This window comes from Variovorax sp. 10L426, from assembly GCF_056395305.1.
The window spans coordinates 68,061-94,843 of sequence record NZ_JBFTJF010000018.1 but is presented as its reverse complement, the minus strand read 5'-3'; the positions used below and the strand labels follow the sequence as shown (position 1 = coordinate 94,843).

The window sequence follows — 26,783 nt, the reverse complement described above, 5'->3', positions numbered from 1 at the left end:
GCGCCTTCTTCCATCCATCTGAACAAGCGTCCTCGAGGCGCCTTTTCCCGGATAACGCGAACCATGAATACGGCGGATGCCAAGCGCATTCTCGAAACCGCCTTGATCTGTTCGACCCAGCCGTTGCCGGTGCGCGAACTGCGCGTGCTGTTCGACGACGAACTGGGCGCCGACACCATCAAGTCGCTGTTGATCGAACTGCAGGAAGACTGGTCGCAGCGCGGCCTCGAACTCGTGAGCGTCGGCAGCGGCTGGCGTTTCCAGAGTCGACCCGAAATGCGAGATCACCTCGACCGCATGCACCCCGAAAAGCCGCCGCGCTACACGCGAGCCGCCCTTGAGACGCTGGCGATCATTGCCTATCGTCAGCCGGTGACGCGCGGAGACATGGAGGACATTCGGGGTGTCACCATCAATTCGCAAATCCTCAAGCAGCTTGAAGATCGCAACTGGGTCGAGGTCATCGGCCACCGCGAGACCGTCGGGAGGCCCGCTCTTTATGCGACCACGCGGCAGTTTCTCGATGACTTGGGCCTCGCTTCCCTGGATCAGTTGCCGGTGATCGGATCGCCGGCGCAGCAAAGCGCATTGATCGATGCCCTCGACCATGCGGCCGGCGGCGACCAGCCGGCCTTGCCGATCGAAGAAGCCTTGGTCGATCCGGACTCGTTACCATCGACCGAAGCCGCGGTTGGTGCCGTGTCCGACATCGCAGCGCAACCGCAGGCCGAAGCCCTGCTTGACGAAGTCCGCGAAGTCGATGAAGCCTTCGTCAGCTTTGGTGAAGTCGTGCCGACGACCGACGCGGAAGCCAAACCCGGTGCCCCTGACGACTTCAGGGATGGCGGCGCCGAACACAGTCCCATGCCCGAAGCATCCCCATCCTCCTCTCCCGTCGACGCAGAAGCAGCGCCCGATGAGGCCGACACCACCGCTGTCCCTTCCGGAACCCGACCATGAGCCCCACCAATCCCGACGACGCAGCCACGCTGCCGACCGAACCCGTTTTCGAGGAGCGCGGGGACATCGCGCCAAACAATCCTGCGGAAGGAGAAGCCATTCCGGCGGCCGAGGACGCATCCGAGACCCCGCGCAAGCGGCGGCCGCGCCGGCGGAAGCCCGTCGCGGAAGTGCCGGCGGAGGCCTTGCCCGACGAGTCTGCAGCGCCCGCCGAGCCACCGGCGCCCGTGGTCGAGGAAGAATATCCGGCGCAGCAACCGCAGGCGGAGGCTGCTCGCGAAGCGGATGAATCCTCGTCGGACGATGATGAGGACGAAGACTACGAGCCGGACGAGGAGGAAGACGACCTCGACCGGGCCCGCCGCGCAGCCGAGCGCGAGCAGCGCAACGCGCCGCCCCCCGAGCCCATCCGTTTCGCCGACGTCATTTCCGGCCAGTTCGATGCCGATGAGGAAAGCCCTGAGGTGCCGCCGCTCAAGCGCGTGCTCCTGCCCGAGGCCGATTCGCCGAAGCTGCACAAGGTCCTGGCCCAGGCCGGCCTGGGCTCGCGCCTGGAGATGGAGCAACTCATCCTGCAAGGCCGGATCTCGGTCAACAACGAGCCGGCCCATATCGGCCAGCGCATTCAATATGGCGACCAGGTCAAGCTCAATGGCAAGCCCATTCGCTATCGCATCGCGCCGCCGCCGGCGCGCGTGATTGCCTATCACAAGCCGGTCGGCGAAGTCGTCACGCACGACGACCCGCAGAACCGTCCGACCGTATTCCGCAAGCTGCCGCGCCTGCAGCAGGGCAAGTGGCAGTCCGTCGGTCGACTGGACCTGAACACTGAAGGGCTGCTGCTCTTTACCAGTTCAGGTGAGCTGGCCAACCAGCTGATGCATCCCCGGTTCGGCCTGGAACGCGAATATGCCGTGCGGGTGCTCGGCGCCCTGAGCAGCGAGGAGAAGCAGCGGCTGCTTGACGGCGTGCGGCTCGACGACGGCATGGCCCAGTTCGGCACGATCGAAGAGGGCGGCGGCGAAGGCTCCAACTGCTGGTATCGGGTGACGATCTCCGAGGGCCGCAATCGCGAAGTGCGGCGCCTTTTCGAGTCCGTCGGGCATGCCGTCAGTCGTCTGATTCGAATTCGCTACGGCGCGATGGTCCTGCCGCGCGGGCTCAAGCGCGGGGCTTGGATGGAGCTTGACGAACGCGACATCCGTGCGCTGTTCCAGGCAGCCGGCGGCTCCGCCGAGCGCCCGGGGCGTTCTGGCGGAAACGCCAAAGGCCCGGGCCAGGAAGGCGGCGGGCGCAACGGTCGCAATCGCAAACGGCGCGGCAACCGCAACAACGGTGGCAGTCCGCAGGGAAATGAGCGCGACGCGCCGATTCCGAATCCGCTGGCGCACGGTCCGGGCGCGAGATCCGATCGGGGCGTGGGCGGTGGCAAGGGACCACCGCAGGGCCGACGCAACCGCGGCGACCGACAAGGGCAGGGCCAAGGCCAGCAAGGCCGGAACCGCCAAGGCGAGGATCGCCAGCCGGGCGGCGCCAATCAACCCGATCCGATGAAGACATCCCTCGGCTATATCGGCGCCGACAGCTTTTCGCGACAGCGCAAGGAGCAGCGGCAGGGGCCGCGTCGCGGACCGTCGGGAGGCTTTGGCGGGCAGGGCGGTGGTGGCGGCGGCGGTCGTCGTCGCGGTCGCTGATATTCGATACGGCGCCAGTCTTTCGCTCGCTTCTTGCGGGTTGATGCTGTCTCGCCGGTTAAAATCAAAGGCTTTGTCAAGTGCCGCAATCTCATCGTTGCGGCTCTGATGGAACTCATTCAGATTCAAGCACTCAGGAAAGCACTTCAATGGCCATCGAACGCACCCTCTCCATCATCAAGCCCGACGCCGTTGCGAAGAACGTCATCGGCAAGATTGTTTCCCGTTTCGAGGCAGCCGGCCTCAAGATCGTCGCCGCCAAGCTCGTGCATCTGTCGCGCAGCGAAGCCGAGCAGTTCTACGCCGTCCACAAGGAACGCCCGTTCTTCAAGGACCTGGTCGAGTTCATGATCTCGGGCCCCGTGTTCGTGCAAGTGCTCGAAGGCGACGATGCCATCGCCAAGAACCGCGACCTGATGGGCGCCACCGATCCCAAGAAGGCAGCCGCCGGCACCATTCGCGCCGACTTTGCCGACAGCATCGACGCGAACGCGGTGCACGGCTCGGATGCCCCCGAAACCGCCAAGAACGAAGTTTCCTTCTTCTTCGCCGGCCTCAACGTCTACGCACGCTGAGGTTGCCAGGCACCCCCCGATGACCACGGCCAACCTGCTCGACTTCGATCTGGAGGGATTGGCCGCGTTTTGCGAACGGCTGGGTGAAAAGCGTTTTCGCGCGACGCAGCTCTTTCGGTGGATTCACCAGCGAGGTGCCAGCGACTTCGCGCAAATGACCGATCTCGCGAAGACGCTGCGCGAGAAACTCGCGACCACTGCGCGCGTCGAGGCGCTGCCGGTGGTCACGCAGCACGAATCCGCCGACGGAACCATCAAGTGGCTCTTCGACGTCGGCGACGGCAATGCGGTCGAGGCCGTGTTCATTCCCGAGGACGACCGTGGAACGCTGTGCGTTTCGTCGCAGGCTGGCTGCGCGGTGGGCTGCCGATTTTGTTCCACTGGCCATCAGGGCTTCAGCCGCAATCTCACGACCGGCGAGATCGTTGCCCAATTGTGGTTCGCCGAGCACTTCCTGCGAAAGCACCTCAAGCGCGACGAGAGAGTGATCTCCAATGTCGTGATGATGGGGATGGGCGAACCCCTGCAAAATTATTCGGCACTGGTGCCGGCGTTGCGCACCATGCTCGACGACAACGGCTACGGCCTGTCGCGCCGGCGCGTGACGGTGTCGACTTCGGGCGTGGTTCCCATGATCGATCGTTTGGGCGAGGATTGTCCTGTCGCCCTTGCCGTATCGCTGCACGCGCCGAATGACGCCTTGCGCAACGACCTGGTGCCGCTCAATCGCAAGTACCCGATCGCCGAACTGCTGGAAGCCTGCAAGCGCTACCTGGCGCATGCGCCACGGGACTTCATCACGTTCGAATACTGCATGCTCGACGGCGTGAACGATCAGCCCGAGCATGCGCGTCAGTTGGTCGAACTCGTGCGGTCGCAGGGCGTTTCGTGCAAGTTCAACCTGATTCCCTTCAATCCTTTCCCGGCATCCGGGCTACTGCGGTCTCCGCAGCCCCGCGTGCTGGCCTTCGCCAAGGTCCTGAGCGAGGCGGGGATCGTGACCACCGTGCGGAAGACGCGCGGTGACGACATCGACGCCGCCTGCGGTCAACTCGCCGGCGACGTGAAGGACCGCACCCATGCAGCCGAGCGCATGGCGCAGCGGCGTACCGTCGTTTTGCATCCGGCCCGAATCGGGGCCTCCAAATCTACAGCCGAGGAGCAATGACCCGATGAGCAAGGCCTTTTCGACCGCGCACGGACGAGCGATGCAAGCGTTTTTTGGCGTTGCCGCTGTGTTCATGCTGGCTTCCTGCGCAACCAAGAATGCCAGCGTGCCGATGAGTTCGTCGGCCAATGCCGCAGCCATCGTGACGGAATCGGACGAAACCAACGGCCGCAAGCGCGCCAAATTGCGCGTCGAGTTGGCGATCGGATATTTCCAGCAAGGCCAGACGACAGTTGCGCTTGACGAAATCAAGCAGGCCGTCGCGGCGGATCCGACCTTTGCAGACGCCTACAACCTTCGTGGTCTGATCTACATGCGGCTCGACGACGCGGCCGGTGCGGAGGACAGTTTTCGCCGCGCCATCGCATTGGATCCGCGCGATCCCAATGTGCTTCACAACTACGGGTGGCTTCTTTGCCAGCAGAACCGCTACGCTGATGCACAGCAGCAGTTCACCGCCGCTCTGGCCGTTCCGACCTATACCGAGCGTCCCAAGACGCTCATGACGCAAGGCCTCTGCCAACTCAAGGCGGGCCAGAAGGGGGAGGCCGAACGCAGTCTCTCGCAGGCCTATGAACTCGACGCCAGCAATCCTGTGGTCGCCTACAACCTGGCCTCGATTCTTGCGCAGCGCGGGGAGTGGTCGCGTGCGCAGTTCTACATTCGTCGGGTCAACAACAGCCCTTCGGCCAGTGCGGAGACGCTGTGGCTGGGCATCAAGATCGAACGCCAGCTGAACAATCGCGAGGCGAGCACTCAGCTGGGCGGGCAATTGCAACGTCGCTTCCCCGACTCACGGGAGGCATCGGCGTACGAGCGCGGGAATTTCAATGATTGAGCGGGCGAGCGAGTTCGGGGCATCGGCGGCGGTGCCCCTGGTAGGTGGCGACAGCACACACATGACTGCCGGCGATATGCTGCGCGAAGCGCGGGAAGCGCACGGGCTGCATATCGAAATGGTGGCCGCGGCTCTCAAGGTGTCACCGCAGAAGCTCGTCGCGCTGGAGGCTGACGACATCGAGTCGCTGCCCGACCCGGTGTTCGCGCGCGCCCTCGCGGCCAGCGTCTGTCGGGCATTGCGTATCGACCCCGCGCCGGTGCTGGCCAAGCTGCCGGGCGCTCAGCGCCCGGGTCTGGCGGAAGCGGACCGCGTCATCAGCAAGAGTCTGCGTTCGTCGTCACCGCGTTCCAGCGCAGGGGCTGGCGGGCTGCCGTCGCGCGCTTTGCTGACCGTGGTCGTGCTGCTGTTGATCGGCGCCGCGGTTCTGTTCTGGCTGCCGCAGTCGCTCTTCGACCAGGTCGGTGCGTCGATTTCCCGCTGGACCACGCGGGACACGACCACTGAGCAGGCCGCCGTTTCCGCCAAGCCGGAATCCGCGGCGCCCGGCACCGTGACTGAATCCGTTGCGCCGATGCCCCCTGTGGCGGCGCAGCCTCCTGCCGAACCCGTCGTGGTGGAGGAGCCGGCCTCCGCGGCCCCAACCCCAAGCAATGACCTGATCGTTTTCGTTGCGCGTGAAGACAGCTGGATCAACGTGACCGAAGCGGGCGGCAAGCAATTGCTGCATCGAACGGTCAAGGCCGGGGAAACCGTCGGATTGACCGGCAACTTGCCGTTGTCCGTGGTGGTCGGCCGTGCTGCCGGCGTGCAAGTGCAAGTGCGCGGCAAGCCTTTCGACCTTGCGTCGATCACGCGTTCCGGGGGTGTGGCACGCTTCGACGTCAAACCGTGAGCGATACATCATGACTGAAGCCCTCAGCACCATCGGCTGCTTGCCGATCGAATCCGCGGCACCCAAGGCACGGCGTTCCCGCCAGGCCAGTGTGACCTGGGGGCCTCGCACGGTCACCGTCGGCGGCGATGCGCCGGTGCGCGTCCAGTCGATGACGAACACCGATACGGTCGATGCGGTCGGCACTGCGATCCAGGTCAAGGAACTGGCGCTCGCCGGTTCGGAAATGGTCCGGATCACGGTCAATACGCCCGAGGCAGCGGCACAGGTGCCGTACATCCGCGAGCAGCTTGATCGCATGGGCGTCGATGTCCCGCTCATCGGCGATTTCCACTACAACGGCCACCGCTTGCTCACCGAGTACCCGGCCTGCGCCGAAGCGCTCAGCAAGTACCGTATCAATCCCGGCAACGTCGGCAAGGGCGACAAGCACGACCGTCAGTTCGGTCAGATGATCGATGCGGCCATGCGGTGGAACAAGCCGGTGCGCATCGGCGTCAACTGGGGCAGTCTCGACCAGGAACTGCTGGCCAGCCTGATGGACGTCAACAGCCAGCGGGCCGAGCCGTGGGATGCAAAGCAGGTCATGTACGAGGCGCTCGTGACCTCGGCCATCGATTCCGCCAAGCTCGCCGAATCGATGGGCATGGACGGACGCCAGATCATCCTCAGCTGCAAGGTGAGCGGTGTGCAGGACCTGATCTCGGTCTACCGCGAACTCGCGAAGCGCTGCGACTACGCCTTGCATCTGGGGCTGACCGAAGCCGGGATGGGGACGAAGGGCACGGTCGCTTCGGCCACGGCGCTTTCGATCCTGCTGCAGGAGGGCATCGGCGACACGATCCGTGTCTCGCTCACGCCCCAGCCGGGCGAATCGCGCACGCAGGAAGTGGTCATCGCCAACGAAATCCTTCAGGCCCTCGGGCTGCGGGTGTTCGTGCCGAGCGTCACCGCCTGCCCGGGTTGCGGCCGGACAACCAGCACTACTTTCCAGGAACTCGCCAAACAGATCGACGACTATCTGCGCATGCAGATGCCGGTATGGCGCACCAAGTATCCAGGCGTCGAGACGATGAAAGTCGCGGTGATGGGGTGCATCGTCAATGGGCCGGGCGAGAGCAAGCATGCCGACATCGGCATCAGCCTGCCCGGGACCGGCGAAGCCCCCGCGGCGCCGGTTTTCATCGACGGGCAGAAGGCGCTCACGCTGCGCGGCGACAACATCGCCAACGAGTTCCATCAACTGGTCGAAAACTACATTGAAAAGCGTTTTGGCAGCGCGGACGCTGCCCAAGTCGCCTGATCTCATCCATGGCTGAAAAACTCAATGCCGTCAAAGGCATGAACGACATATTGCCGCCCGAATCGGCGCGCTGGGAGTGGCTCGAAGCCACGGTTCGCGAGCTGATGGCGCGTTATGCCTATCGCAACGTCCGTACGCCGATCCTCGAGCACACAGCGCTGTTCGTGCGCGGCATCGGTGAGGTCACGGACATCGTCGAAAAGGAGATGTACTCCTTTCACGACCGCTCGGACAAGTACGGCGACAACGACCACCTGACGCTCCGCCCCGAGAATACGGCCGGCCTGGTGCGCGCCGTCATCGAGCACAACATGCTGTACGACGGCGGCAAGCGCCTCTGGTACATCGGCCCGATGTTCCGCCGCGAGAAGCCGCAACGCGGGCGTTTTCGTCAGTTCCACCAGATTGGCGCCGAGGCGCTCGGTTTTGCGGGTCCCGACGTCGATGCGGAGCTCATTCTCCTGGCGAACGCGCTCTGGAAACTCATCGGCCTGACCGACGTTCGGCTCGAACTCAACAGCCTCGGGCAACCTGCCGAGCGTGCACTGCACAGGGCCCAGCTGATCGCCCACTTCGAAAAGCACGCCGACCAGTTGGATGAGGACGCAAAGCGCCGTCTCCACAGCAATCCGCTGCGCATCCTCGACACCAAGAATCCGACGATGAAGGCCGTGGTCGAGTCGGCTCCGAAGCTGATCGATTTCCTTGGCGCTGAATCGCTCGCGCACTTCGAAGGCCTCAAGGCCATCCTCGACGCCAATGGGGTCGCCTACACCATCAATCCCCGGCTGGTGCGTGGGCTCGACTACTACAACCTCAGCGTGTTCGAGTTCGTGACCGATCGACTGGGGTCGCAGGGCACCGTGTGTGCCGGCGGCCGTTACGACGATCTGATCGTGCAGATCGGCGGCAAGCCCGCACCTGCCGTTGGCTGGGCCATCGGCGTCGAGCGCGTGCTCGACCTGATGAAGGAGCAGGGCACGCCGATTTCGGCACCGGTGCCCGATGTCTATGCCGTGGTGCCCGACGCCGCGGCAATGCCCGTCGCGTTGCGCACGCTGCAGCAGTTGCGCGATACGGGCGTGCGTGCCCAGATGCATGCCGCCACCGTCGACGGGCTGGGCAGTTTCAAGTCCCAGTTCAAGAAAGCCGACGCCAGCGGCGCCACATATGCACTGATCTTCGGCGCGGACGAACTCGCCCGCGGCGAGGTCACCGTCAAGGCACTGCGCGACGGAACCGGCGCGCAGACGGCCCGTCCGCTCGCCGATCTGGCGGCCTGGGCCGCCACCCTACAATCCTCCGCTCCCAACAACTGACAGCGCATGGCCACCCATCTCGATCTCGAAGAACAGGAACAGCTCGATCAGCTCAAGCATTTCTGGAACACCTACGGCACCCTGATCACCTGGGTTGTGCTGCTCGCGGCCGGTGCCTTCGTGGCCTGGAACGGCTGGCAGTACTTCCAACGCAACAAGGCCGCTCAGGCGTCGGCGCTCTACGACGAGGTGGAGCGAAGCGTGCAGGCGGGCGACACCGCTCGTATCGAGCGCGTACTGGCCGACATGAAAGACAAGTTCGCAGGCACGGCTTACGCCCAACAGGCCGGATTGCTGGCGGCCAGGACGCTCTACGAGAAGGGCAACGCCGAAGCTTCGCGCGCCGCGCTCACCTGGGTGGCGGAGCATGCGGTCGACCCCGGCTACCAGGCCGTCGCGAAGCTGCGGCTCGCAGCCGAATTGCTGGATGCCAAATCCTACGACGAGGCGCTCAAGCAGCTTTCGGGCGATTTTCCGAAGCAGTTCGAAGCGCTGGTGGCCGACCGCAAGGGCGACATCTACCTTGCGCAAGGCAAACGCGATGAAGCCAAGGCCGAGTACCAGAAAGCCTGGAGCGCCTTCGAGCCGCGCACTGAATACCGCCGTCTCGTCGAGATCAAGCTCAACGCCGTCGGCGTAGACCCGAAGAGCCTGGCACCGACCGCCGGCGCTGCATCCCCTGCCAAGACCACACCATGAATTTCAAGCGTTTCCTGCCTTCGGCGCCCATCCTGCGCAAAGGGGCTGCCGTGGTTCTGATTGCCGCATTGGCAGCCTGTTCGGGCTCAAAGCCGAAGCCCGCCGAATTGGGGGCCAACCCGGCGCTGATGGGCGTCCGCCAAGCGTGGAACGTCAAGATCCCGGCGGTCGAGTTCCCGCTGTCCGTGAGTGTGAGTGGTGATCTCGTTGCGGTCGCTTCCAGCGATGGCACTGTCGCCGTGATCGATGCGCGGGCTGGCCGCGAAGTCTGGCGCGCAAGCGTTGGCGAGCCCCTGCTGGCCGGCGTTGGCACCGATGGAACCCTCGTCGCTGTCGTGACGGCCAACAGTGAGCTCGTCACCCTGCAGAGCGGCAAGATCTTGTGGAAGCAACGTCTGACAGCCCAGTCCTTCACGGCGCCGCTGGTGGCCGGCCGGCGCGTCTTCGTGCAGGCAGCCGACCGCACTACCAGCGCTTGGGATGGTCAAGGCGGCCGCCGCCTCTGGGCGCAGCAGCGCAACGCTGAAAATCTCGTCCTGAAGCGGTCTGGCGTCATGCTCGCGGTGGGTGACACGCTGGTCGTCGGTATCGGTGGGCGCCTCGTTGGCATGAATCCCGCCAACGGCACCTCGCGCTGGGAGGCACCGATCGCAGCGCCGCGCGGCACCAACGATGTCGAGCGCCTGGTCGATCTGACCGGCAGCGTGAGCCGGGTCGGCGACAGCGTCTGCGCCCGTGCCTATTCGGCCAGCGTCGGCTGCGTCGACGCTTCGCGCGGTGCAACGATCTGGAGCAAGCCCGCGAATGGCGCGGACGGCGTGGGTGGGGATGATCGCTTCGTCTATGGAACCGAGGAAAACGGTGCCGTGATCGCCTGGCGCCGCGCCGACGGTGAGCGCGCGTGGCAACAAGCCGAGATCTTCAAGAACCGCACGCTCACGGCGCCGCTCGCGGTGGGCCGCTCCCTGATCATCGGCGACGCCACGGGGCTGCTGCACTTCCTCTCGCGCGACGATGGTTCTCCGCTGAACCGCGTGACGCCGGATGGATCCGCCATCACCGCAACACCGGTCCTGGCCGGCAACACGGTCGTGGTCGTCACTCGCAATGGCGGAGTGTTCGGCTACAGGCCGGAATAACGTGATGGAAGGACGCCTTCGATGAAGCCGGTCATTGCGCTGGTCGGGCGTCCCAACGTCGGCAAGTCGACCCTGTTCAATCGTCTGACGCAAACGCGCGACGCGATCGTCGCCGACTTTGCGGGACTCACGCGCGACCGCCACTACGGCAACGGCCGTCAGGGCAAGCACGAGTTCATCGCGATCGACACCGGCGGTTTCGAGCCCGACGCGGGCAGCGGCATCTTCAAGGAGATGGCCAAGCAAACCCGCCAGGCCGTCGCCGAGGCCGATGTCGTCATCTTCGTGGTCGACGCCCGTGAGGGCTTGTCGGCCCAGGATCACGACATCGCCAACGAACTGCGGCGCCTCGGAAAACCCTGCGTGCTCGTCGCCAACAAGGCCGAGGGCATGCATGACGGCACGAAGCTGGTCGACTTCTACGAACTCGGATTCGGCGAGGTGCACGGCATCTCGGCGGCGCACGGGCAGGGCATTCGCAGCCTGGTCGAGTTGGCCTTGGAGCCGCTCAACCTCCCTGAGCCCGAGGATGACGAGGAAGAAGATGTCAACAAGCCGATCAAGCTCGCGGTCGCGGGCCGCCCCAATGTCGGCAAGTCGACGCTGATCAACACATGGCTCGGCGAAGAGCGGCTGGTGGCATTCGACCTGCCCGGTACGACGCGCGACGCCATCATGGTGCCCTTCGAGCGCAACGGCCAGCGTTTCGAACTCATCGATACAGCGGGCCTGCGCCGCAAAGGCAAGGTCTTCGAAGCGATCGAGAAGTTCTCGGTCGTGAAGACGCTGCAGGCCATCGAGTCGGCCAATGTGGTCTTGTTGTTGCTCGACGCGACGCAGGGCATTACCGACCAGGATGCCCATATCGCGGGCTACATCCTCGAGAGCGGTCGTGCCGTCGTGATTGCGGTCAACAAGTGGGATGCGGTGGACAGCTACCAGCGGGAGCAACTTCAGCGGCAGATCGAGACGCGCCTGCCGTTCCTGAAGTTCGCTTCATTGCATTTCATTTCGGCCGCCAAGCGCCAGGGGCTGGGCCCGGTGTGGCAGTCGATCGTGCAGGCTCACAAGTCTGCGACGCGAAAGATGTCGACGCCTGTCCTCACGCGTCTGCTTTTGGAGGCCGTGCAATTCCAGGCCCCCAAGCGAGCGGGAATGTACCGTCCGAAGATGCGTTATGCGCATCAGGGAGGCATGAATCCGCCGGTGATCGTGATCCACGGCAATTCGCTGGAGCATGTCACCGATGCATACAAGCGCTTCCTTGAAGGCCGCTTCCGCAAGGAGTTCGATCTGGTCGGGACGCCCTTGCGAATCGAGCTCAAGACCTCGCACAATCCGTACGCGGACAAGGACGCTTGATGAACGCCGAAGTTCCGGTCTTCGAGAATCGTTATTTTTCCAAGGCCATTGGCGTTTTTTGCTGCAGCGCGGAATCGCTGTGTTAAGGTGAACGGCTCAACAACAACTCTTGAACACGGAGAATATCGTGAGCAATAAAGGGCAACTTCTACAAGACCCGTTTCTGAATACCTTGCGTCGTGAGCACGTACCGGTCTCGATCTATTTGGTCAACGGTATCAAGCTGCAGGGTCAGATCGAGTCGTTCGACCAGTACGTCGTGTTGCTTCGCAATACGGTGACCCAGATGGTCTACAAGCATGCCATCTCCACTATCGTGCCGGGGCGTGCCGTCAACTTCTCGGCTACCGAGAGCGACGACGCAGCAGCCTGAATGGCACGGAGCGCGGTGGTTCGCCCGCCGCGCTTTTCTCAATTTGATACCGATTGTCTGAGCCGATCCCCCGCACGGAAGGCGCCGTCGTTCTTGTCGGCGTGGACTTTGGCCTGCCCCATTTCGACAGTGAACTCGAGGAACTCGGGTTGCTCGCGCAAACCGCCGGACTCGAACCGGTCGCTCGCCTGGTGTGTAAACGCAAGGCGCCCGACGCCGCTCTGTTCGTCGGGAGCGGCAAGGCCGATGAAATCCGCGAGCTCGCCGAACTGCATCGCGCCAGCGAAGTCGTCTTCGACCAGGCGCTGAGTCCTGCGCAGCAACGCAACCTCGAGCGTCAGCTCGGCATCGCCGTGTATGACCGCACCTTCCTCATCCTTGAAATCTTTGCCCAGCGCGCCCGGTCTCACGAGGGCAAGCTGCAGGTCGAACTCGCCCGGCTGCAATACCTGAGCACACGACTGGTGCGCCGCTGGTCTCACCTGGAGCGTCAGCGCGGCGGCATCGGAACGCGCGGCGGCCCCGGCGAAACGCAGATCGAACTGGACCGCCGGATGATCGGCGAGGCGATCAAGCGCACGCGCGAGCGGCTCGGCAAGGTGCAGCGCCAGCGCGGCACCCAGCGGCGCCAGCGCGAGCGGCGAGACACTTTCAACATCTCGCTGGTCGGCTACACCAACGCGGGGAAGTCGTCGCTGTTCAATGCCCTGGTCAAGGCGCGCGCCTATGCGGCCGACCAGCTTTTCGCAACGCTCGACACCACTACGCGGCATCTCTACCTGGGCCACAACGAAGACGGTCGGCGCCGCAAGGTCTCGCTGTCGGACACCGTCGGCTTCATCCGGGACCTGCCGCACGGCCTCATCGACGCCTTCAAGGCCACTCTGCAGGAGGCGGTCGACGCCGATCTGCTGATCCACGTGGTCGATGTCTCCAACCCGCATCACCCCGAGCAGATGACGGAGGTGCAGGCCGTCCTGAAGGACATCGGCGCCGATACCGTGCCGCAGCTTCTGGTGTTCAACAAGCTGGATGCCCTTGAAACCACCCAACAACCCCTGCAGATGTGCGACGAGGTCAATGTCGATGGCGTGCAGGTGCCCCGGATATTCCTGAGCGCCCATACGGGCGAGGGCATTCCGGCACTACGGACCGAGCTTGCGCGACGGTCTCGTCCGCCCGACGAGGCCATGACCCCAGAAGCCGGCGCCGAATTGCACGATGCCGCCAATTGAATTGGGCACAATCACCTTCACTGACTAAAGAACAGAACCGAATGAATGCAAAGCCAGTGTGGAGACGGTTTCCCGGCATGTTCAACCTGAACGACGGCCGATGGGGCCGGGGCGACGATTCCTCGTCAAACGGCGATCGTCCCGCCGGCAACCGACCAGACGGCGAACCCCCCGCGCCGCCCCCGGGCAACAACAACAACAACAACAACCGTCCGCGAGGCCAGGGCCCCAACCAGGGCCCCCCCGACCTCGACGAGCTCTGGCGTGATTTCAACCGCAAGCTCGGCGGCCTGTTCGGTGGTGGCCGTGGCGGTGACAACCGCCCGAATGGCGGCAACGGCGGCGGCCTCAAGCCGGACATGAAGAATGCCGGCTTCGGCATCGGCCTGGTGGCCGCGGTCGCCGTGCTGATCTGGCTGGGCACCGGCTTCTTCATCGTCAACGAAGGCCAGCAGGCCGTGATCACGCAGTTCGGCCGCTACAAGGCGACCGTGGGCGCCGGCTTCAACTGGCGCCTGCCGTACCCCATCCAGCGCCACGAGATCGTCGTGGTCACGCAGATCCGCTCCGCCGACGTGGGCCGGGACACCATCGTGCGCTCGACCGGTCTTCGCGAGTCGGCCATGCTGACCGAGGATGAGAACATCGTCGAAATCAAGTTTGCCGTGCAGTACCGTCTGAGCGACGCGCGGGCGTTCCTCTACGAGAGCAAGGCCCCGAGCGACACGGTGGTGCAAGTCGCCGAGACCGCGGTTCGCGAAGTGGTCGGCAAGATGCGCATGGACGCGGCACTCGCCGACGAGCGCGACCAGATCGCGCCGCGCGTGCGCACGCTGATGCAAACCATCCTGGACCGATACAAGGTCGGCGTAGAGATCGTCGGCATCAATCTCCAACAGGGTGGCGTGCGTCCTCCCGAACAAGTCCAGGCCGCGTTTGACGACGTTCTCAAAGCCGGCCAGGAGCGCGAGCGCACCAAGAACGAAGCACAGGCTTATGCCAACGACGTGGTGCCGCGCGCCACGGGTACGGGCTCACGACTGAAGGAAGAGTCCGAGGCCTACAAGGCACGGATCATCGCGCAGGCGCAGGGCGATGCGCAGCGCTTCAGCTCGGTGCTGGCCGAATACCAGAAGGCGCCGCAAGTCACGCGCGACCGCATGTATACCGACGCCATGCAGCAGATCTACAGCAGTACCACCAAGGTGCTGATCGACTCGAAGCAGAACTCGAATCTGCTTTACCTGCCGCTCGACAAGCTGGTGCAGCAAAGCGCCCAGAACAACGCCGCCACGCCGTCCGATGCCGCCAGTCCCAACGTGGCAGGTACGGCACCGCCGCAGTCGTCGGTTATCCCCGTTGCGCCCGGCATCGGCGATGCCCGTGCGCGCGATGGCCGCTCACGCGACCGCGACGTGCGCTGAGGACAGAACCCATGAACAGAATCGGATTCATCGTCTCTTCGATCCTCGTGCTCCTCGCACTGGCGAGTTCGACACTCTTCGTCGTCGACCAGCGCCAGTTCGGCGTTGTCTATGCACTGGGGCAGATCAAAGACGTCATCACCGAGCCCGGCTTGAATTTCAAGCTGCCGCCGCCGTTCCAGAACGTGTCTTACATCGACAAGCGCCTCCTGACGCTGTCGAGCATCGATCCCGAGCCGATGCTGACGGCCGAGAAGCAGCGCGTGGTCATCGACTGGTATGTGCGCTGGCGCGTCACCAACCCGTCGGAATACATCCGCAATGTCGGCCTCGACGAGAACGCGGGCGCCGTGCAACTCAACCGCGTGGTGCGCAACGCCTTCCAGGAAAACATCAACAAGCGCACCGTGCGCGACCTGATTTCGGTGCGCCGCGAGGCCTTGATGGCCGACGTGCAGCGCGAGGTTCTGGCCGTCGTGAAGGGCGCCAAGCCCTGGGGCGTCGATATCGTCGACGTGCGGATCACCCGTGTCGACTATGTCGAGGCGATCACCGAATCGGTCTATCGCCGCATGGAAGCCGAGCGCAAGCGCGTGGCCAATGAACTGCGCTCGACGGGTGTGGCCGAGGGCGAAAAGATCCGCGCCGATGCCGATCGCCAGCGAGAGGTGATTGTCGCCAACGCCTACCGCGACGCGCAGAAGATCAAGGGCGAGGGCGATGCGCGCGCCGCAAGCCTGTACGCCGACGCATTCGGACGCGACCCGCAGTTTGCGCTGTTCTACCGGAGCCTCGACGCCTACAAGCAGAGCTTCAACAAGAAGAGCGATGTGATGGTGCTGGACCCGTCCTCTGATTTCTTCCGATCGATGCAAAGTTCGGGATCGACCTCGAACGCGCCCCGTCGGTAGCATGACTCGCCCCCACTTGACGGAAAACTGAATTCGACGTGGACACCGATACCTTCTGGAGTGCCCTGGCGCTCGTATTGGTGATCGAGGGGTTGCTGCCCTTTCTCTCGCCCGGCGGCTGGCGGCGCGGCTTCAGCCAGCTGATGCAGCTGCGCGACGGGCAGCTGCGCTTCTTCGGGCTTTGCAGCATTCTCCTGGGCCTGTTGCTGCTCTGGCTTTTGGGGTAACGCGGTGCCGGTAGAATCCCGGTTTAACCACGCCCCCGATCTCCATGTCCGCCTGGGTCCTTCCGGATCACATTGCCGATGTGCTGCCTTCCGAGGCGCGCCACATCGAAGAACTTCGACGCGAACTGCTCGATACCGCCCGTGCCTATGGCTACGAGCTGGTCATGCCGCCTTTGCTCGAACACCTCGAATCGCTGCTTTCCGGCACCGGCGAAGCGCTCGATCTGCAAACCTTCAAGCTGGTCGACCAGCTTTCCGGGCGCAGCATGGGGCTGCGGGCCGACACCACGCCACAGGTCGCGCGCATCGATGCACACCTCCTCAATCGGGCGGGCGTGGCGCGGCTTTGCTATTGCGGCCCCGTTCTCCATACCCGGCCTGACCGCCCCCACGCGACGCGCGAACCTCTCCAGTTCGGCGCCGAGATCTACGGGCACGCGGGGCTCGAAGCCGACACCGAGATCCTGCGCCTGGCGCTCGACTGCTTGGGTGCCGCTGGTGTGACAGGGCGCGCGCAGGCACCCGTCATTGTCGACATGGCGGATGCCCGCATCGTTCGCTCGCTGTTTGCCGGCGTGCCGGTCGATGCGGTGGCCATCGCTCGTGTGCATGCGGCACTTGCCGCGAAGGATTCGAGCACGCTGCGCGATCTCACGTCTGCATTTCCCGCGCCCGCGCGCGAAGGCCTGTTGGCGCTCGTCCAGCTCTACGGCGACGCGGCCGTGCTCGACGAAGCCGCCAAGGTTCTGCCTGACACCGCCGGCGTGCGCGCGGCCTTGTCCGATCTCAAGCAGCTTGCCGCCCGCCTCGAGGGCGCCAGCGTGAGCTTCGACCTCGCGGATCTGCGCGGCTACGCCTATTACAGCGGCATGCGCTTCGGCATCTACACGAGCGGGGCCAGCGACGCCCTGGTGCGCGGCGGTCGTTACGACGAGGTCGGCGCCGTGTTCGGCCGCAACCGTCCCGCGGTCGGCTTCAGCCTCGACGTGCGCGAACTGGTCGGCGTGCTCCCGGCGAGGCCGCTGCGCGCCGCGATTCGCGCGCCCTGGAGCGATGCCGAAGGGCTCAACAAGACCATCGCCGCATTGCGCAGCAAGGGCGAGACCGTGGTGTGCGTTCTGCCCGGCCACGACAGCGAGATCGACGAATTCCATTGCGATCGCGAACTCGTCGAGCACGGCGGCCAATGGCGCGTGCAACCCATCTGAATCCTCTGAAGCGAAACATCATGAGCGTAACCACCGGAAGAAACGTGGTCGTCGTCGGCACCCAGTGGGGCGACGAAGGCAAGGGCAAGTTGGTCGACTGGCTGACCGAAAGCGCGCAGGGGGTCGTCCGATTCCAGGGCGGGCACAACGCAGGCCACACCCTGGTCATCAACGGCGTGAAGACGGCGTTGCACCTGATCCCGAGCGGCATCATGCGGCCCGGCGTGAAGTGCTACATCGGCAACGGCGTGGTGCTGTCGGCTGCCAAGCTGTTCGAGGAAATCGAAGGCCTCGAAAAGGCGGGTGTGGAGGTGCGTTCGCGCCTGCGCATCAGCGAAGCCTGCCCGCTGATCCTGCCGTTCCACGCGGCACTCGACATCGCGCGCGAGGCCTATCGCGAAAAGGGCGGCATCGAGAAGATCGGCACGACCGGCCGCGGCATCGGCCCGGCCTATGAAGACAAGATCGCCCGCCGCGCCCTGCGCGTGCAGGACCTGAAGCATCCCGAGCGCTTCGCGACCAAGCTGCGTGTTCTGCTCGAATTGCACAACCACGTGCTGACCCAGGTGCTCGGAGCGACTGCGATCGACTTCGACACCGTCTATGACGAGGCCATGCACCACGCCGAACTGCTCAAGCCGATGATGGCCGACGTGTCGCGCGAGCTCAACGACGCGAACCGCGCCGGGGCCAATCTGCTCTTCGAAGGCGCGCAGGGCACGCTGCTCGACGTCGACCACGGCACCTATCCCTACGTGACCTCCAGCAACTGCGTGGCGGGCAATGCGGCGGCGGGTTCGGGCGTCGGACCCGGCATGCTGCACTACATCCTCGGCATTACCAAAGCCTATTGCACGCGCGTGGGCGGCGGTCCGTTCCCGACGGAACTCGACTGGGAAAAGCCCGGTACGGTCGGCTACCACCTGAGCACGGTCGGCGCCGAGAGGGGCGTGACCACCGGACGCAGCCGTCGTTGCGGCTGGTTCGACGCGGCGCTGCTGAAGCGCTCGGCGCAGGTCAACGGGCTGAGCGGTCTCTGCATCACCAAGCTCGACGTGCTCGATGGCCTGGAAGAACTGCAACTGTGCACCGGCTACCAGCTCGACGGCGAATACACCGACATCCTGCCGATGGGCGCCGACGAGATCGCGCGCTGCACGCCGGTCTACGAAAAGCTCGAAGGCTGGAGCGAAAGCACGGTGGGCGTCACGCAATACGACAAGCTGCCGATCAATGCGCGGCTCTATCTGCAGCGCATCGAGCAGGTCACCGGCGTGCCAATCCACATGGTCTCGACGAGCCCTGATCGCGATCACACCATCATGATGCGCCACCCGTATCTGGCAGACTGACCCACCCGCAGGAGACGATTTTCATGTTGACCGAAGACGGCAAGCACCTCTACGTGAGCTACGACGAGTACCACAACCTGATCGAGAAGCTCGCGATCAAGGTGTACCAGTCGGGCTGGCAATTCGACACCATTCTGTGCCTGGCACGCGGTGGCATGCGCCCCGGCGACGTGCTGTCGCGCATCTTCGACAAGCCGCTGGCGATCATGTCGACGAGTTCCTACCGCGCCGACGCCGGCACGATCCAGGGCCATCTCGACATCGCGCGCTACATCACCACGCCGAAGGGCGAGATCGCCGGCAAGGTGCTGCTGGTCGACGACCTGGCGGATTCGGGCCACACGCTGCACGCCGTGGTCGAGATGCTCAAGAGCAGCTACAAGCCCATCACCGAGCTCCGCAGTGCCGTGCTCTGGACCAAGGCGCTGTCGACCTTCACGCCCGATTACTCGGTCGAATATCTCCAGACGAATCCGTGGATTCACCAACCTTTCGAGGGCTATGACTCCATGGGTGCGGACAAGCTGATGGAGAAGTGGTCGGTCTGACCACCGTCGCCGAGCTTCCTAGCTGAGCTCGTCGGTGTAGCGCCGCTGCATCTCGTCCGTCGTCACGTTCTCGATGGGGTGGCCGACGTTCCAGCGGTGCCCGAAAGGATCGCGAAAAGAGCCGGAGCGCTCGCCGTAGAAGTGGTCTTCGGCAGGCATTTCGAGCGTCGCGCCGGCCTTCAGCGCGCGCTCGATCACAGCATCGGCGTTGTCCACGTGCAGATGCAAGGTGACCGGCGTGGCGCCGATCGTGTTGGCGCTGCGAATGCCGTATTCGGGAAACTCGTCGCACAGCATCAGCGACGTTCCATTGAAATCCATCTCGGCATGCCCGATGCGTCCACTGGGCTCGGCCAGCCGGAACTGCTCTTTCGCACCGAAGACCTCCGCGTAGAACGCGATGGCTGCGGCGGTGTCGTGCACGCAGATGTAGGGATAAAGCACCTGGTTGTTCATCGAGACGTCCTTTCGGAAGGTATCGGGGACAGGCTCCGTCCATTCGAGCGGACCATTGTGCGACCTCCGGCCGATTCGGTCGACGAGTGTTCGGCAGACTATCCGCTCAGTCGCACATAGGTCGACAACAGCGCGCTCTTTGTCACCACGCCGAGCAACACCGGCCGCTCCTCGCTCTCGATCACGGGCAGACGCTCGCCGCGGTGCTCCAGGAAGCGCTCCAGCGAGGCGCTCAGGCCCATGTGGGCGGTGATCGGCTGGATGACCTGCGACAGCAAGTCAGCCGCGCGCAGTTGTGCGCCCGCGTGGCCTTCGGGCGCCGCTCCCAGCGCCGAGAGCGGCACGACGCCCAGGTAGCGCTGCTCGGCGTCCACCACATAGAGATACTTGACCGGATATTGCAGGAAGAGCCGGCTCATCGATTCCTTGTCTGCATGAGGACCGACGACCGTTTCCGCAGGCTCGACCAGGTCGCGCGCGCACAGGGCGCGCAGCCTAAGCTGTTCGTCATGCTGCTCGCGGCGGTGCACGGTGATTTCGTACATGGAGCCGGCATCGGCCGAGCGCGCGACGAAGTACGCGATGACGCTGGCCGCCATCAACGGCAGCATGACCTGATAGCTCAAGGTCATCTCGAAGATCATCAGGATCGCCATCAGCGGTGCTTGGCTGGCCCCGGCCAGGAAGGCGCCCATGCCGACGATCGCGTACGCAAAGGGCGCCGAGGTGGCGTGCGGCCAGAGCGCATGGGCAGCGTGGCCGAACAGCGCGCCGATCATGCAGCCGACGAAGAGCGCGGGGGTGAACACGCCGCCCACGGCCCCGGAGCCCGCCGTCGCCAGCGTCGCGATCGTCTTGCCGGCCAATACCAGGGCGATCATCACCCAGGGCCAGGGCGTGTGCAGCACGGAATTGACCACGCTGTAGCCATTGCCCCAGGCTTCCGGCAAGGGCACCGAGATCAGGCCCACCGCCAAACCACCCAGTGCCATGCGCCAGGGCAGCGCCATCGGCAGTCGCGCAAAGAGCGCACGGGACGCACCGAGCGCACGCAGGAAACCCACCGATGCGAAGCCGATCAGCACCCCCAGCAGGGCGAACAACAGCACTTCCGCGCCGTTGACGGCTGGGAAGGGCGGCATCTCGTACGGGGGCTGGTAGCCGGGCAGCGCCCGCATGGTGATATTGGCGACCACCGAGGCAATGATGATCGGGCCGACGCTTTCCATGGCGATGGAGCCCAGGACGATCTCGGCCACGAAGAAGGCGCCGGCAATCGGCGCGCTGTAGGCGGCCGTGAGCCCCGCCGCCGCGCCGCAGGCCACCAGCAGGCGCAAGCGCTCCACCGGCAGGCGCAAGGCGCTGCCCAGCAGGGAGGCGCTCAGCGCGGCAAGTTGCACCATCGACCCCTCGCGCCCGATCGAGCCGCCGCTGGCGATGCTGACCAGCGAAGACGCGCTGCGCGTCAGCGTCTGCCTCACCGGAATGCGTCCGTCGCCGAGGACGATGGCCTCCATGTAGTCGGACGTCGACTTCTGCACCGTCGCACGACGCGCCCAGACCAACAGCAGCCCGGCGACCAGGCCACCGATCGTGGGCGTGGCGATTCGCGCCCACCAGGGCAGGCTCTGCGCGATCTTCACCAGGCCGCCGCTTTGCCCGAGCAGCAGAAGATCCAGGCCGAAGAAGGCCGCGCGGAAGAGTTCGGTGGCGAGCGCGCCCAGCAGCCCGGCCACGATGGACCACAGGAGCATGGACTGCCAGGCCGTGATGCCAAAGGCACGTTGCAGGGCCACACGGGCGTTCAACAGAACAGACGCGGCACGAATCATGCGGATGCTGGCTTCACGTGGATAAAGGGGACGATGTTAGCCACCGTTCAACCGTGCGCGGCCCGATCCAGTCGACTAGCATGGCGGGCATGCGAAAGCCCATCACCGACCTGATCCACCATCCGTACAAACCTCCCGCGAATTTCGCGGCGCCGCAAGCCGGCGTCTACAAGGCGTCGACCGTGTTCTTCGCCGACGTCGCCGCCATGCGCGCGCGCGACTGGAAGACCAAGGCCGGCTACACCTATGGCCTGCACGGCACGCCGACCACCTTCACGCTCGAAGAGCGGCTCGCCACGCTCGAAGGCGGCACCGAGTGCCTGCTGGTTCCCAGCGGCCTCGCGGCGATCTCGCTGGTGTCCTTCGCGCTTCTCAAGACCGGCGACGAGGTGCTCATTCCGGACAACGCCTACGGCCCCAACAAGGCGCTCGCCAATGGCGAACTGGCCAACTTCGGCATCACCCACAAACTCTACGACGCGATGAATCCGACGGACCTCGCGGCCAAGCTGTCCGATCGCACCAAGCTCGTATGGGTGGAGGCAGCCGGCTCGGTCACGATGGAATTCCCGGACCTGCCGGCCCTTGTCGGCGTCTGCCGCGCACGCGGCATCAATGTCGCGCTCGACAACACCTGGGGCGCCGGACTGGCGTTCGCACCTTTCGATTTCAATGGCAGCGGGCAGGGGGTCGACGTCTCGGTCCAGGCGCTCACCAAGTACCCGAGCGGCGGCGGCGATGTGCTGATGGGCAGCGTGATCACCTGTGACGAGCGCCTGCACCGCGCACTCAAGCTCACCCACATGCGCATGGGCTTCGGCATCGGCGTCGGCGATGTCGAGACGCTGCTGCGCTCGCTCCCGAGCATCGCGCTGCGCTACGAGGCGCACGACCGCAGCGCGCGAGAACTGGCCCGTTGGCTCGAAGGCCGCATCGAGATCGCGCAGGTGCTCCATCCCGCGCTCGAAGGCTCGCCCGGCCACGCCCACTGGCTGCGGCTTTGTGGTGCGACCGACCTGGCGGCGGGCCTGTTTTCAGTGGTTTTCGATGCGCGCTACGGCACCGAGCAGATCGACCGCTTTTGCGACAGCCTGGCACTTTTCCGGCTTGGGTACTCCTGGGGCGGACCGTTCAGCCTGGTCGTGCCCTACGACATCGGCCTCATGCGCGACCCCGGCGTCGCGCGGTGGCCGCACAAGGGAACGCTGGTGCGTTTCTCGATCGGCCTGGAGGACGTCGAAGACCTGCGCGCCGACCTCGAACAGGCCCTCGCGGCACTCTGAAGCCGCGCGGATATCGCGTACAGTGCGGTCAAGCGCAGTCAACCTGACTGCCTCGCCCGAAGGAGAAGCAGTGGCAACACCCAACTATGGCTATGAAAAGCGCCAGAAGGAACTGGCAAAGAAGAAGAAGAAGGAAGACAAGGCACGGGAAAAAGCCAACCGCAAGCTCATGCCCAGCAGCGATGGGTTGGCACCGGGCGATCCGGAAACCGACGTGGCTTCGCTCGAACGCGATCCGCCGACCGTCCCGGAGTTGCCCACCAAGAACGGTTGAGTCGCTCCCAGGTTCAGCAAGAAAAAGCCGCCGCAGGCAAGCGCCCGCGGCGGCTTTCTTGTCTGGCGCTTACTTGGGGAGCATCTTCCGCAGGGGCGTCCAGACGTTGTCCAGCATGCGCGGCTGCGCCGCCGCCGTCGGATGAATCCGGTCGGCCTGGAACAGCATGGCCGAGTCGGGGCTGTCCGCCACACCCTTCAGCAGGAAGGGCACGACCTGCGTCTTGGTGGCGCTCGCCACCTTCGTGAAGATCGCCTCGAAGCGTCGCGTGTAGTCGCTCCCGTAGTTGGGCGGCACCTGGATGCCCACGATGAGCACCTGCGCACCGGCGGCCTGCGCGGCCTTGGTCATCTGCAGCAGGTTGTCCTCGGTGCTCGCCAGTGGCAGGCCGCGCAGTGCGTCGTTGGCGCCGAGTTCAAGCACCACGTGCGTGGGTTGGTGCTGCGCGAGCAACCCTGGCAATCGGGCCCGGCCGCCCGCGCTGGTGTCACCGCTGATGCTGGCGTTGATCACCGTGGCGGGAATCTTCTGTTCGGCGAGGCGCTTGTCCATCAGGGGCACCCAGCCGTCGCCGCGCTTGAGTCCGTATTCGGCCGAAAGCGAGTCGCCGACCACCAGGATCACGGGCGGTTTGCCCGTCCCCGCCAGGGCGTCGACCGACAGCCATGACCCTGCGCCGCCGGCCAGCGCGCCGCTCAAGATAAAGTGACGTCGATTCACTTCGCGAAATCCTTTCAATGTCCTCAATCCGAACCGATGGCCCATCCGAAGCAATTGTTGCGGTCGAGCATGTCTTCAAGTCAGTCACCGATTCGACCGGAACGCTGGACATTCTGCAGGACATCGATTTCACGCTGGGCGCGAAGGAGACTGCCGCCATCGTCGGGGCCTCGGGTTCGGGCAAGAGCACGCTGCTGTCGATCGTCGCCGGCCTGGACACGCCCACCCGCGGCACCGTGAAGCTCGCCGGCGAGGATCTGTTCGCCATCGACGAAGACGAACGTGCGGCCCTGCGCGCCCAGAAGGTCGGCTTCGTGTTCCAGAGTTTCCAGCTGCTCGGCAACCTGAGCGCGCTCGAGAATGTGATGCTGCCACTCGAACTCGCCGACCGCAAGGACGCCCGAAAGGCCGCGACCGAAATGCTCGGCAGGGTGGGCCTGGGGCAGCGGCTCGGCCACTATCCCAAGGTGCTGTCCGGCGGCGAACAGCAACGCGTGGCGCTGGCGCGGGCATTTGTCGTACAGCCCGCATTGCTGCTGGCCGACGAACCCACGGGCAGTCTCGACTTTGCAACGGGCGAACAGGTGATGAAACTGATGTTCGATCTCAACCGCGAACTGGGCACGACGCTGGTGCTCGTCACGCATGACCGCAGCATCGCCGAACGGTGCGAACGGCGGATCACGATCGAGGCCGGCCGCGTGGCACTCGACGGACACGGCGCTTGAGCGCCTGATGGCATTTCGGAACGGCGGGCCGCGCGGCGCGGCCTCCACGCACAGCAGGGGAGATTGCCATGCAGCGACCGAGAAACCCTGACGACGATGAAGACGACACTGCCTTCGGTGGATTGGCGCCCCGAAGCGGGCCGGGCCCCCAGGCGCGTCCCGAGCGGCGCAGCGGCGCAGGCAAATGGGTGGTTGCGATCGTCGTCGTGATGATCATCCTTCTGCTCTTGCTGTACATCACCGGTCGGCTCTGATGCCGGTGCCGGGGGCCGAGGGCTCGATAATCCCCCGATGTCTTCTCCCAAAGTGATCTTCGGCTTCCATGCCGTGGGCGTGCGCATCAAGACCGCGCCGAAATCGGTGATCGAGGTGCTTTTCGATGCGAGCCGGCGCGACGCGCGCATGCGGCAGTTCGTCGCCCGCGCACAGGAGGCCGGTGTGCGGCTGATCGAGGCCGACGGGCTGCGCCTGTCCAAGCTCGCCGGTAGCCACGGCCACCAGGGCGTGGCGGCGCGCGTGGAGCCCATTCCCCAGACCCATTCGCTCGACGAGCTGCTCGAAGGGCTCGAGGCTGCCGGCACCGTGCCTCTGCTGCTGGTGCTCGACGGCGTGACCGATCCGCACAACCTCGGCGCCTGCTTGCGCGTGGCGGACGGCGCGGGTGCCCAGGCGGTGATTGCCCCCAAGGACCATGCGGCGGGCATCAACGCCACCGTGGCCAAGGTTGCGAGCGGTGCGGCCGAGACGGTGCCGTACTTCATGGTGACCAACCTTGCGCGTACGTTGGGCGAACTCAAGGAACGCAACATCTGGTGCGTGGGCACCAGCGACGACGCGCCCGGTACGCTCTACCAGTGCGACCTGAAGCGTCCGCTCGCAATGGTGCTCGGCGCCGAAGGCGAGGGCATGCGGCAGCTCACGCGCAAGACCTGCGACGAGCTGGTCAGCATTCCGATGGCGGGTGCGGTCGAGAGCCTCAACGTGTCGGTCGCGAGCGGCGTGTGTCTCTACGAGGCGATGCGCCAGCGGCTGGGCTGACACCGCATCGCGAGCATCCCGTGCAGCCTGCGCTGACCTACAACCCGTGGCCTTCCGCGCCGCAGTTGCGTCTTCCACGCGGCGCCTGTGATGCGCATGTGCATGTGTTCGGACCGGCGGCGCGGTTTTCGTTTGCGGAGGGCCGCAGTTTCACGCCGGCCGATGCACCCAAGGAGACGCTCTTCGCGCTGCATCGCAAGCTCGGCATCGATCGCTGCGTCATCGTGCAGTCGCTTTGCCACGGCCACGACAACCGGGTGGTGGAGGACGCCATCGCGGCCGGCGGCGGCCGATACCTCGGTGTGGCGCTGCTCCCACTCGATGTGGCTGATGAAGAGCTTTTGCGGCTCGCCGCTGCAGGGTTCAGGGGTGTGCGCTTCAATTTCACGAAGGATTCCGGCGACGATTTCGATGTCGAGCGCGTCGTGGCCTTCACGCGCCGGCTCGCGCCGCTCGGCATGCACCTGCAGGTGCATTTCGAGCGCGGCCTGATCCATGCGCTGGCCGTGCCGCTCGCGGACAGCGCGGTGCCGGTCGTGGTCGACCACATGGCGCGCGTCGATGGCTCGGCGGGGCCGGCGCACCCCGATTTCGTGGTGCTTCATGCGCTCATGGAAAACCCGTTGTTCTGCGTCAAGGTCAGCGGCATCGATCGCATCTCGCGCGAGGCGGGCTACGCGGACGGCATCGCAATCGCACGCACGCTCGTGCAGGATTTCCCGGACCGCTGCTTCTGGGGCACCGACTGGCCGCATCCGCTGCACGACCACGTGCCAGATGACGGCATGCTGGTTGACGCGCTGGCGCGCATTGCGCCCGATCCGGCATTGCGAGAGCGCCTGCTGGTGCACAACCCGCAGGCCTTCTATCGCTTCGACGCCTAGCGCAGGCGGAATTCGGAAGACGTCATGGAACGCGCTGGTAGGTGCCCTTCGGCAGGCACTTGTTGTCTCCGGTGACTTCGAGCTTCGCAAACTTGAAGTCGGACCTGATCGCGTAGTCCTTGCCCGCATGCGAGTGACTCGCATGAGTGCGAGGCCGAAACTTCTTGTCGGGACAAATGCTCGACACGAACTCGTTGCCCAATCGGCCGCCAGCGCGCCATTCAATGGTGACGTCGCCGTTGACGTACTTGCCTTCGAAGTCATCGAACGCCAACGCGCCGAAAGACGTGGCGCAGAGAAAGACAGCAAGAACTGACTTCTTCATGTGACTCCTTGAG

The 26,783-nt window shown here is 64.9% G+C and carries 29 protein-coding genes; 25 read left to right on the top strand and 4 right to left on the bottom strand.

Going from position 1 to position 26,783, the window contains the following annotated elements:
- Nucleotides 1-63: 63 nt before the first annotated feature.
- The 19 genes from scpB to AC1DHL_RS23755 all read left to right on the top strand — a co-directional run bounded on the left by scpB (nt 64) and on the right by AC1DHL_RS23755 (nt 19,230).
- Nucleotides 64-960 carry an SMC-Scp complex subunit ScpB gene (gene scpB, locus AC1DHL_RS23845; RefSeq protein WP_478163584.1) on the top strand — a complete coding sequence of 299 codons (897 nt, stop codon included), beginning with the start codon at nt 64-66 and terminating at the stop codon, nt 958-960.
- Entirely contained in the window at nt 957-2,654 is a 1,698-nt protein-coding gene (locus tag AC1DHL_RS23840) for a pseudouridine synthase (RefSeq protein WP_478163583.1), read from the top strand. Before scpB ends, AC1DHL_RS23840 begins: the two co-directional genes overlap by 4 nt.
- Nucleotides 2,655-2,803: 149 nt before the next feature.
- Nucleotides 2,804-3,229, top strand: coding sequence for a nucleoside-diphosphate kinase (ndk, locus tag AC1DHL_RS23835; protein WP_478103827.1), 426 nt, complete (start codon nt 2,804-2,806; stop codon nt 3,227-3,229).
- A 19-nt stretch (nt 3,230-3,248) separates the two neighbouring features.
- Nucleotides 3,249-4,397, top strand: a complete 1,149-nt coding sequence (gene rlmN, locus AC1DHL_RS23830; RefSeq protein ID WP_478103825.1) for a dual-specificity RNA methyltransferase RlmN — start codon at nt 3,249-3,251, stop codon at nt 4,395-4,397.
- Nucleotides 4,398-4,401: 4 nt separating this feature from the next.
- On the top strand, nt 4,402-5,235 hold the full coding sequence (gene pilW, locus AC1DHL_RS23825) for a type IV pilus biogenesis/stability protein PilW (RefSeq protein ID WP_478103823.1): 834 nt from the start codon (nt 4,402-4,404) through the stop codon (nt 5,233-5,235).
- Nucleotides 5,236-5,296: 61 nt separating this feature from the next.
- Nucleotides 5,297-6,130 (top strand): helix-turn-helix domain-containing protein, encoded by an 834-nt coding sequence (locus AC1DHL_RS23820; RefSeq protein WP_478163582.1) that lies wholly within the window; start codon nt 5,297-5,299, stop codon nt 6,128-6,130.
- Nucleotides 6,131-6,140: 10 nt separating this feature from the next.
- A complete protein-coding gene (ispG, locus tag AC1DHL_RS23815) occupies nt 6,141-7,433 on the top strand; it encodes a flavodoxin-dependent (E)-4-hydroxy-3-methylbut-2-enyl-diphosphate synthase (RefSeq protein WP_478163581.1) in 1,293 nt (430 codons plus the stop codon).
- An 8-nt stretch (nt 7,434-7,441) separates the two neighbouring features.
- Nucleotides 7,442-8,752, top strand: coding sequence for a histidine--tRNA ligase (gene hisS / locus AC1DHL_RS23810; RefSeq protein ID WP_478163580.1), 1,311 nt, complete (start codon nt 7,442-7,444; stop codon nt 8,750-8,752).
- A gap of 6 nt (nt 8,753-8,758) precedes the next feature.
- Complete coding sequence (locus tag AC1DHL_RS23805; protein WP_478103817.1) at nt 8,759-9,451, top strand: YfgM family protein; 693 nt, start codon at nt 8,759-8,761, stop codon at nt 9,449-9,451.
- Nucleotides 9,448-10,590, top strand: a complete 1,143-nt coding sequence (gene bamB, locus AC1DHL_RS23800; RefSeq protein WP_478103815.1) for an outer membrane protein assembly factor BamB — start codon at nt 9,448-9,450, stop codon at nt 10,588-10,590. The genes AC1DHL_RS23805 and bamB overlap by 4 nt, the downstream gene beginning before the upstream one ends.
- A gap of 21 nt (nt 10,591-10,611) precedes the next feature.
- A complete protein-coding gene (gene der, locus AC1DHL_RS23795) occupies nt 10,612-11,952 on the top strand; it encodes a ribosome biogenesis GTPase Der (RefSeq protein ID WP_478163579.1) in 1,341 nt (446 codons plus the stop codon).
- Between the two features lie 127 nt (nt 11,953-12,079).
- Nucleotides 12,080-12,325, top strand: a complete 246-nt coding sequence (gene hfq / locus AC1DHL_RS23790; RefSeq protein ID WP_478103812.1) for an RNA chaperone Hfq — start codon at nt 12,080-12,082, stop codon at nt 12,323-12,325.
- Nucleotides 12,326-12,378: 53 nt separating this feature from the next.
- Nucleotides 12,379-13,560, top strand: coding sequence for a GTPase HflX (hflX, locus tag AC1DHL_RS23785; protein WP_478103811.1), 1,182 nt, complete (start codon nt 12,379-12,381; stop codon nt 13,558-13,560).
- 77 nt (nt 13,561-13,637) lie between these two features.
- Nucleotides 13,638-14,984: an FtsH protease activity modulator HflK gene (gene hflK / locus AC1DHL_RS23780; RefSeq protein WP_478163578.1), complete on the top strand. Its 1,347-nt coding sequence runs from the start codon at nt 13,638-13,640 to the stop codon at nt 14,982-14,984.
- Nucleotides 14,985-14,995: 11 nt separating this feature from the next.
- A complete protein-coding gene (gene hflC, locus AC1DHL_RS23775; RefSeq protein WP_478163577.1) occupies nt 14,996-15,895 on the top strand; it encodes a protease modulator HflC in 900 nt (299 codons plus the stop codon).
- A 38-nt stretch (nt 15,896-15,933) separates the two neighbouring features.
- Nucleotides 15,934-16,122, top strand: a complete 189-nt coding sequence (locus AC1DHL_RS23770) for a DUF2065 domain-containing protein (protein ID WP_478103808.1) — start codon at nt 15,934-15,936, stop codon at nt 16,120-16,122.
- 44 nt (nt 16,123-16,166) lie between these two features.
- On the top strand, nt 16,167-17,330 hold the full coding sequence (locus tag AC1DHL_RS23765; RefSeq protein WP_478103807.1) for an ATP phosphoribosyltransferase regulatory subunit: 1,164 nt from the start codon (nt 16,167-16,169) through the stop codon (nt 17,328-17,330).
- A 20-nt stretch (nt 17,331-17,350) separates the two neighbouring features.
- Nucleotides 17,351-18,682, top strand: coding sequence for an adenylosuccinate synthase (locus AC1DHL_RS23760; RefSeq protein ID WP_478103806.1), 1,332 nt, complete (start codon nt 17,351-17,353; stop codon nt 18,680-18,682).
- 23 nt (nt 18,683-18,705) lie between these two features.
- On the top strand, nt 18,706-19,230 hold the full coding sequence (locus AC1DHL_RS23755; protein ID WP_478103804.1) for a phosphoribosyltransferase: 525 nt from the start codon (nt 18,706-18,708) through the stop codon (nt 19,228-19,230).
- Nucleotides 19,231-19,248: 18 nt separating this feature from the next.
- On the opposite strand, the gene AC1DHL_RS23750 is transcribed toward AC1DHL_RS23755, so the two are convergent.
- Together AC1DHL_RS23750 and AC1DHL_RS23745 are read right to left on the bottom strand one after the other, a co-directional pair.
- Complete coding sequence (locus AC1DHL_RS23750; protein ID WP_478163576.1) at nt 19,249-19,686, bottom strand: VOC family protein; 438 nt, start codon at nt 19,684-19,686, stop codon at nt 19,249-19,251.
- 98 nt (nt 19,687-19,784) lie between these two features.
- Nucleotides 19,785-21,518: a ClcB-like voltage-gated chloride channel protein gene (locus AC1DHL_RS23745; RefSeq protein ID WP_478163575.1), complete on the bottom strand. Its 1,734-nt coding sequence runs from the start codon at nt 21,516-21,518 to the stop codon at nt 19,785-19,787.
- Between the two features lie 89 nt (nt 21,519-21,607).
- On the opposite strand from AC1DHL_RS23745, the gene AC1DHL_RS23740 reads away from it, so the two are divergent.
- Nucleotides 21,608-22,801 (top strand): PLP-dependent transferase, encoded by a 1,194-nt coding sequence (locus AC1DHL_RS23740; protein ID WP_478163574.1) that lies wholly within the window; start codon nt 21,608-21,610, stop codon nt 22,799-22,801.
- A 70-nt stretch (nt 22,802-22,871) separates the two neighbouring features.
- A complete protein-coding gene (locus tag AC1DHL_RS23735) occupies nt 22,872-23,075 on the top strand; it encodes a hypothetical protein (RefSeq protein WP_478103799.1) in 204 nt (67 codons plus the stop codon).
- Between the two features lie 69 nt (nt 23,076-23,144).
- Here the strand turns inward: AC1DHL_RS23735 and AC1DHL_RS23730 are convergent, their stop codons facing one another.
- A complete protein-coding gene (locus AC1DHL_RS23730) occupies nt 23,145-23,795 on the bottom strand; it encodes an arylesterase (RefSeq protein ID WP_478163573.1) in 651 nt (216 codons plus the stop codon).
- A gap of 17 nt (nt 23,796-23,812) precedes the next feature.
- On the opposite strand from AC1DHL_RS23730, the gene AC1DHL_RS23725 reads away from it, so the two are divergent.
- The 4 genes from AC1DHL_RS23725 to AC1DHL_RS23710 all read left to right on the top strand — a co-directional run bounded on the left by AC1DHL_RS23725 (nt 23,813) and on the right by AC1DHL_RS23710 (nt 26,445).
- Entirely contained in the window at nt 23,813-24,523 is a 711-nt protein-coding gene (locus tag AC1DHL_RS23725; protein ID WP_478103797.1) for an ABC transporter ATP-binding protein, read from the top strand.
- Nucleotides 24,524-24,591: 68 nt separating this feature from the next.
- Nucleotides 24,592-24,777, top strand: coding sequence for a hypothetical protein (locus tag AC1DHL_RS23720; protein WP_478103795.1), 186 nt, complete (start codon nt 24,592-24,594; stop codon nt 24,775-24,777).
- Between the two features lie 37 nt (nt 24,778-24,814).
- The gene (gene rlmB / locus AC1DHL_RS23715; RefSeq protein WP_478103794.1) at nt 24,815-25,561 is read left to right on the top strand and encodes a 23S rRNA (guanosine(2251)-2'-O)-methyltransferase RlmB; all 747 of its coding nucleotides are present in this window, start codon (nt 24,815-24,817) and stop codon (nt 25,559-25,561) included.
- Nucleotides 25,562-25,581: 20 nt separating this feature from the next.
- On the top strand, nt 25,582-26,445 hold the full coding sequence (locus AC1DHL_RS23710) for an amidohydrolase family protein (RefSeq protein WP_478163572.1): 864 nt from the start codon (nt 25,582-25,584) through the stop codon (nt 26,443-26,445).
- Nucleotides 26,446-26,467: 22 nt separating this feature from the next.
- Here AC1DHL_RS23710 and AC1DHL_RS23705 read toward each other — a convergent pair whose 3' ends face one another.
- The gene (locus tag AC1DHL_RS23705) at nt 26,468-26,770 is read right to left on the bottom strand and encodes a hypothetical protein (RefSeq protein ID WP_478103792.1); all 303 of its coding nucleotides are present in this window, start codon (nt 26,768-26,770) and stop codon (nt 26,468-26,470) included.
- Nucleotides 26,771-26,783: the final 13 nt, after the last annotated feature.

Excerpts from the sequence above, each read along its gene's own strand:
- scpB (WP_478163584.1), top strand. The coding sequence starts at position 64 with ATGAATACGGCGGATGCCAAGCGCATTCTCGAAACCGCCTTGATCTGT.
- AC1DHL_RS23840 (WP_478163583.1), top strand. The coding sequence starts at position 957 with ATGAGCCCCACCAATCCCGACGACGCAGCCACGCTGCCGACCGAACCC.
- ndk (WP_478103827.1), top strand. The coding sequence starts at position 2,804 with ATGGCCATCGAACGCACCCTCTCCATCATCAAGCCCGACGCCGTTGCG.
- rlmN (WP_478103825.1), top strand. The coding sequence starts at position 3,249 with ATGACCACGGCCAACCTGCTCGACTTCGATCTGGAGGGATTGGCCGCG.
- pilW (WP_478103823.1), top strand. The coding sequence starts at position 4,402 with ATGAGCAAGGCCTTTTCGACCGCGCACGGACGAGCGATGCAAGCGTTT.
- AC1DHL_RS23820 (WP_478163582.1), top strand. The coding sequence starts at position 5,297 with ATGACTGCCGGCGATATGCTGCGCGAAGCGCGGGAAGCGCACGGGCTG.
- ispG (WP_478163581.1), top strand. The coding sequence starts at position 6,141 with ATGACTGAAGCCCTCAGCACCATCGGCTGCTTGCCGATCGAATCCGCG.
- hisS (WP_478163580.1), top strand. The coding sequence starts at position 7,442 with ATGGCTGAAAAACTCAATGCCGTCAAAGGCATGAACGACATATTGCCG.
- AC1DHL_RS23805 (WP_478103817.1), top strand. The coding sequence starts at position 8,759 with ATGGCCACCCATCTCGATCTCGAAGAACAGGAACAGCTCGATCAGCTC.
- bamB (WP_478103815.1), top strand. The coding sequence starts at position 9,448 with ATGAATTTCAAGCGTTTCCTGCCTTCGGCGCCCATCCTGCGCAAAGGG.
- der (WP_478163579.1), top strand. The coding sequence starts at position 10,612 with ATGAAGCCGGTCATTGCGCTGGTCGGGCGTCCCAACGTCGGCAAGTCG.
- hflK (WP_478163578.1), top strand. The coding sequence starts at position 13,638 with ATGTTCAACCTGAACGACGGCCGATGGGGCCGGGGCGACGATTCCTCG.
- hflC (WP_478163577.1), top strand. The coding sequence starts at position 14,996 with ATGAACAGAATCGGATTCATCGTCTCTTCGATCCTCGTGCTCCTCGCA.
- AC1DHL_RS23765 (WP_478103807.1), top strand. The coding sequence starts at position 16,167 with ATGTCCGCCTGGGTCCTTCCGGATCACATTGCCGATGTGCTGCCTTCC.
- AC1DHL_RS23760 (WP_478103806.1), top strand. The coding sequence starts at position 17,351 with ATGAGCGTAACCACCGGAAGAAACGTGGTCGTCGTCGGCACCCAGTGG.
- AC1DHL_RS23755 (WP_478103804.1), top strand. The coding sequence starts at position 18,706 with ATGTTGACCGAAGACGGCAAGCACCTCTACGTGAGCTACGACGAGTAC.
- AC1DHL_RS23750 (WP_478163576.1), bottom strand. The coding sequence starts at position 19,686 with ATGAACAACCAGGTGCTTTATCCCTACATCTGCGTGCACGACACCGCC.
- AC1DHL_RS23745 (WP_478163575.1), bottom strand. The coding sequence starts at position 21,518 with ATGATTCGTGCCGCGTCTGTTCTGTTGAACGCCCGTGTGGCCCTGCAA.
- AC1DHL_RS23740 (WP_478163574.1), top strand. The coding sequence starts at position 21,608 with ATGCGAAAGCCCATCACCGACCTGATCCACCATCCGTACAAACCTCCC.
- AC1DHL_RS23725 (WP_478103797.1), top strand. The coding sequence starts at position 23,813 with ATGTCCTCAATCCGAACCGATGGCCCATCCGAAGCAATTGTTGCGGTC.
- AC1DHL_RS23720 (WP_478103795.1), top strand. The coding sequence starts at position 24,592 with ATGCAGCGACCGAGAAACCCTGACGACGATGAAGACGACACTGCCTTC.
- rlmB (WP_478103794.1), top strand. The coding sequence starts at position 24,815 with ATGTCTTCTCCCAAAGTGATCTTCGGCTTCCATGCCGTGGGCGTGCGC.
- AC1DHL_RS23705 (WP_478103792.1), bottom strand. The coding sequence starts at position 26,770 with ATGAAGAAGTCAGTTCTTGCTGTCTTTCTCTGCGCCACGTCTTTCGGC.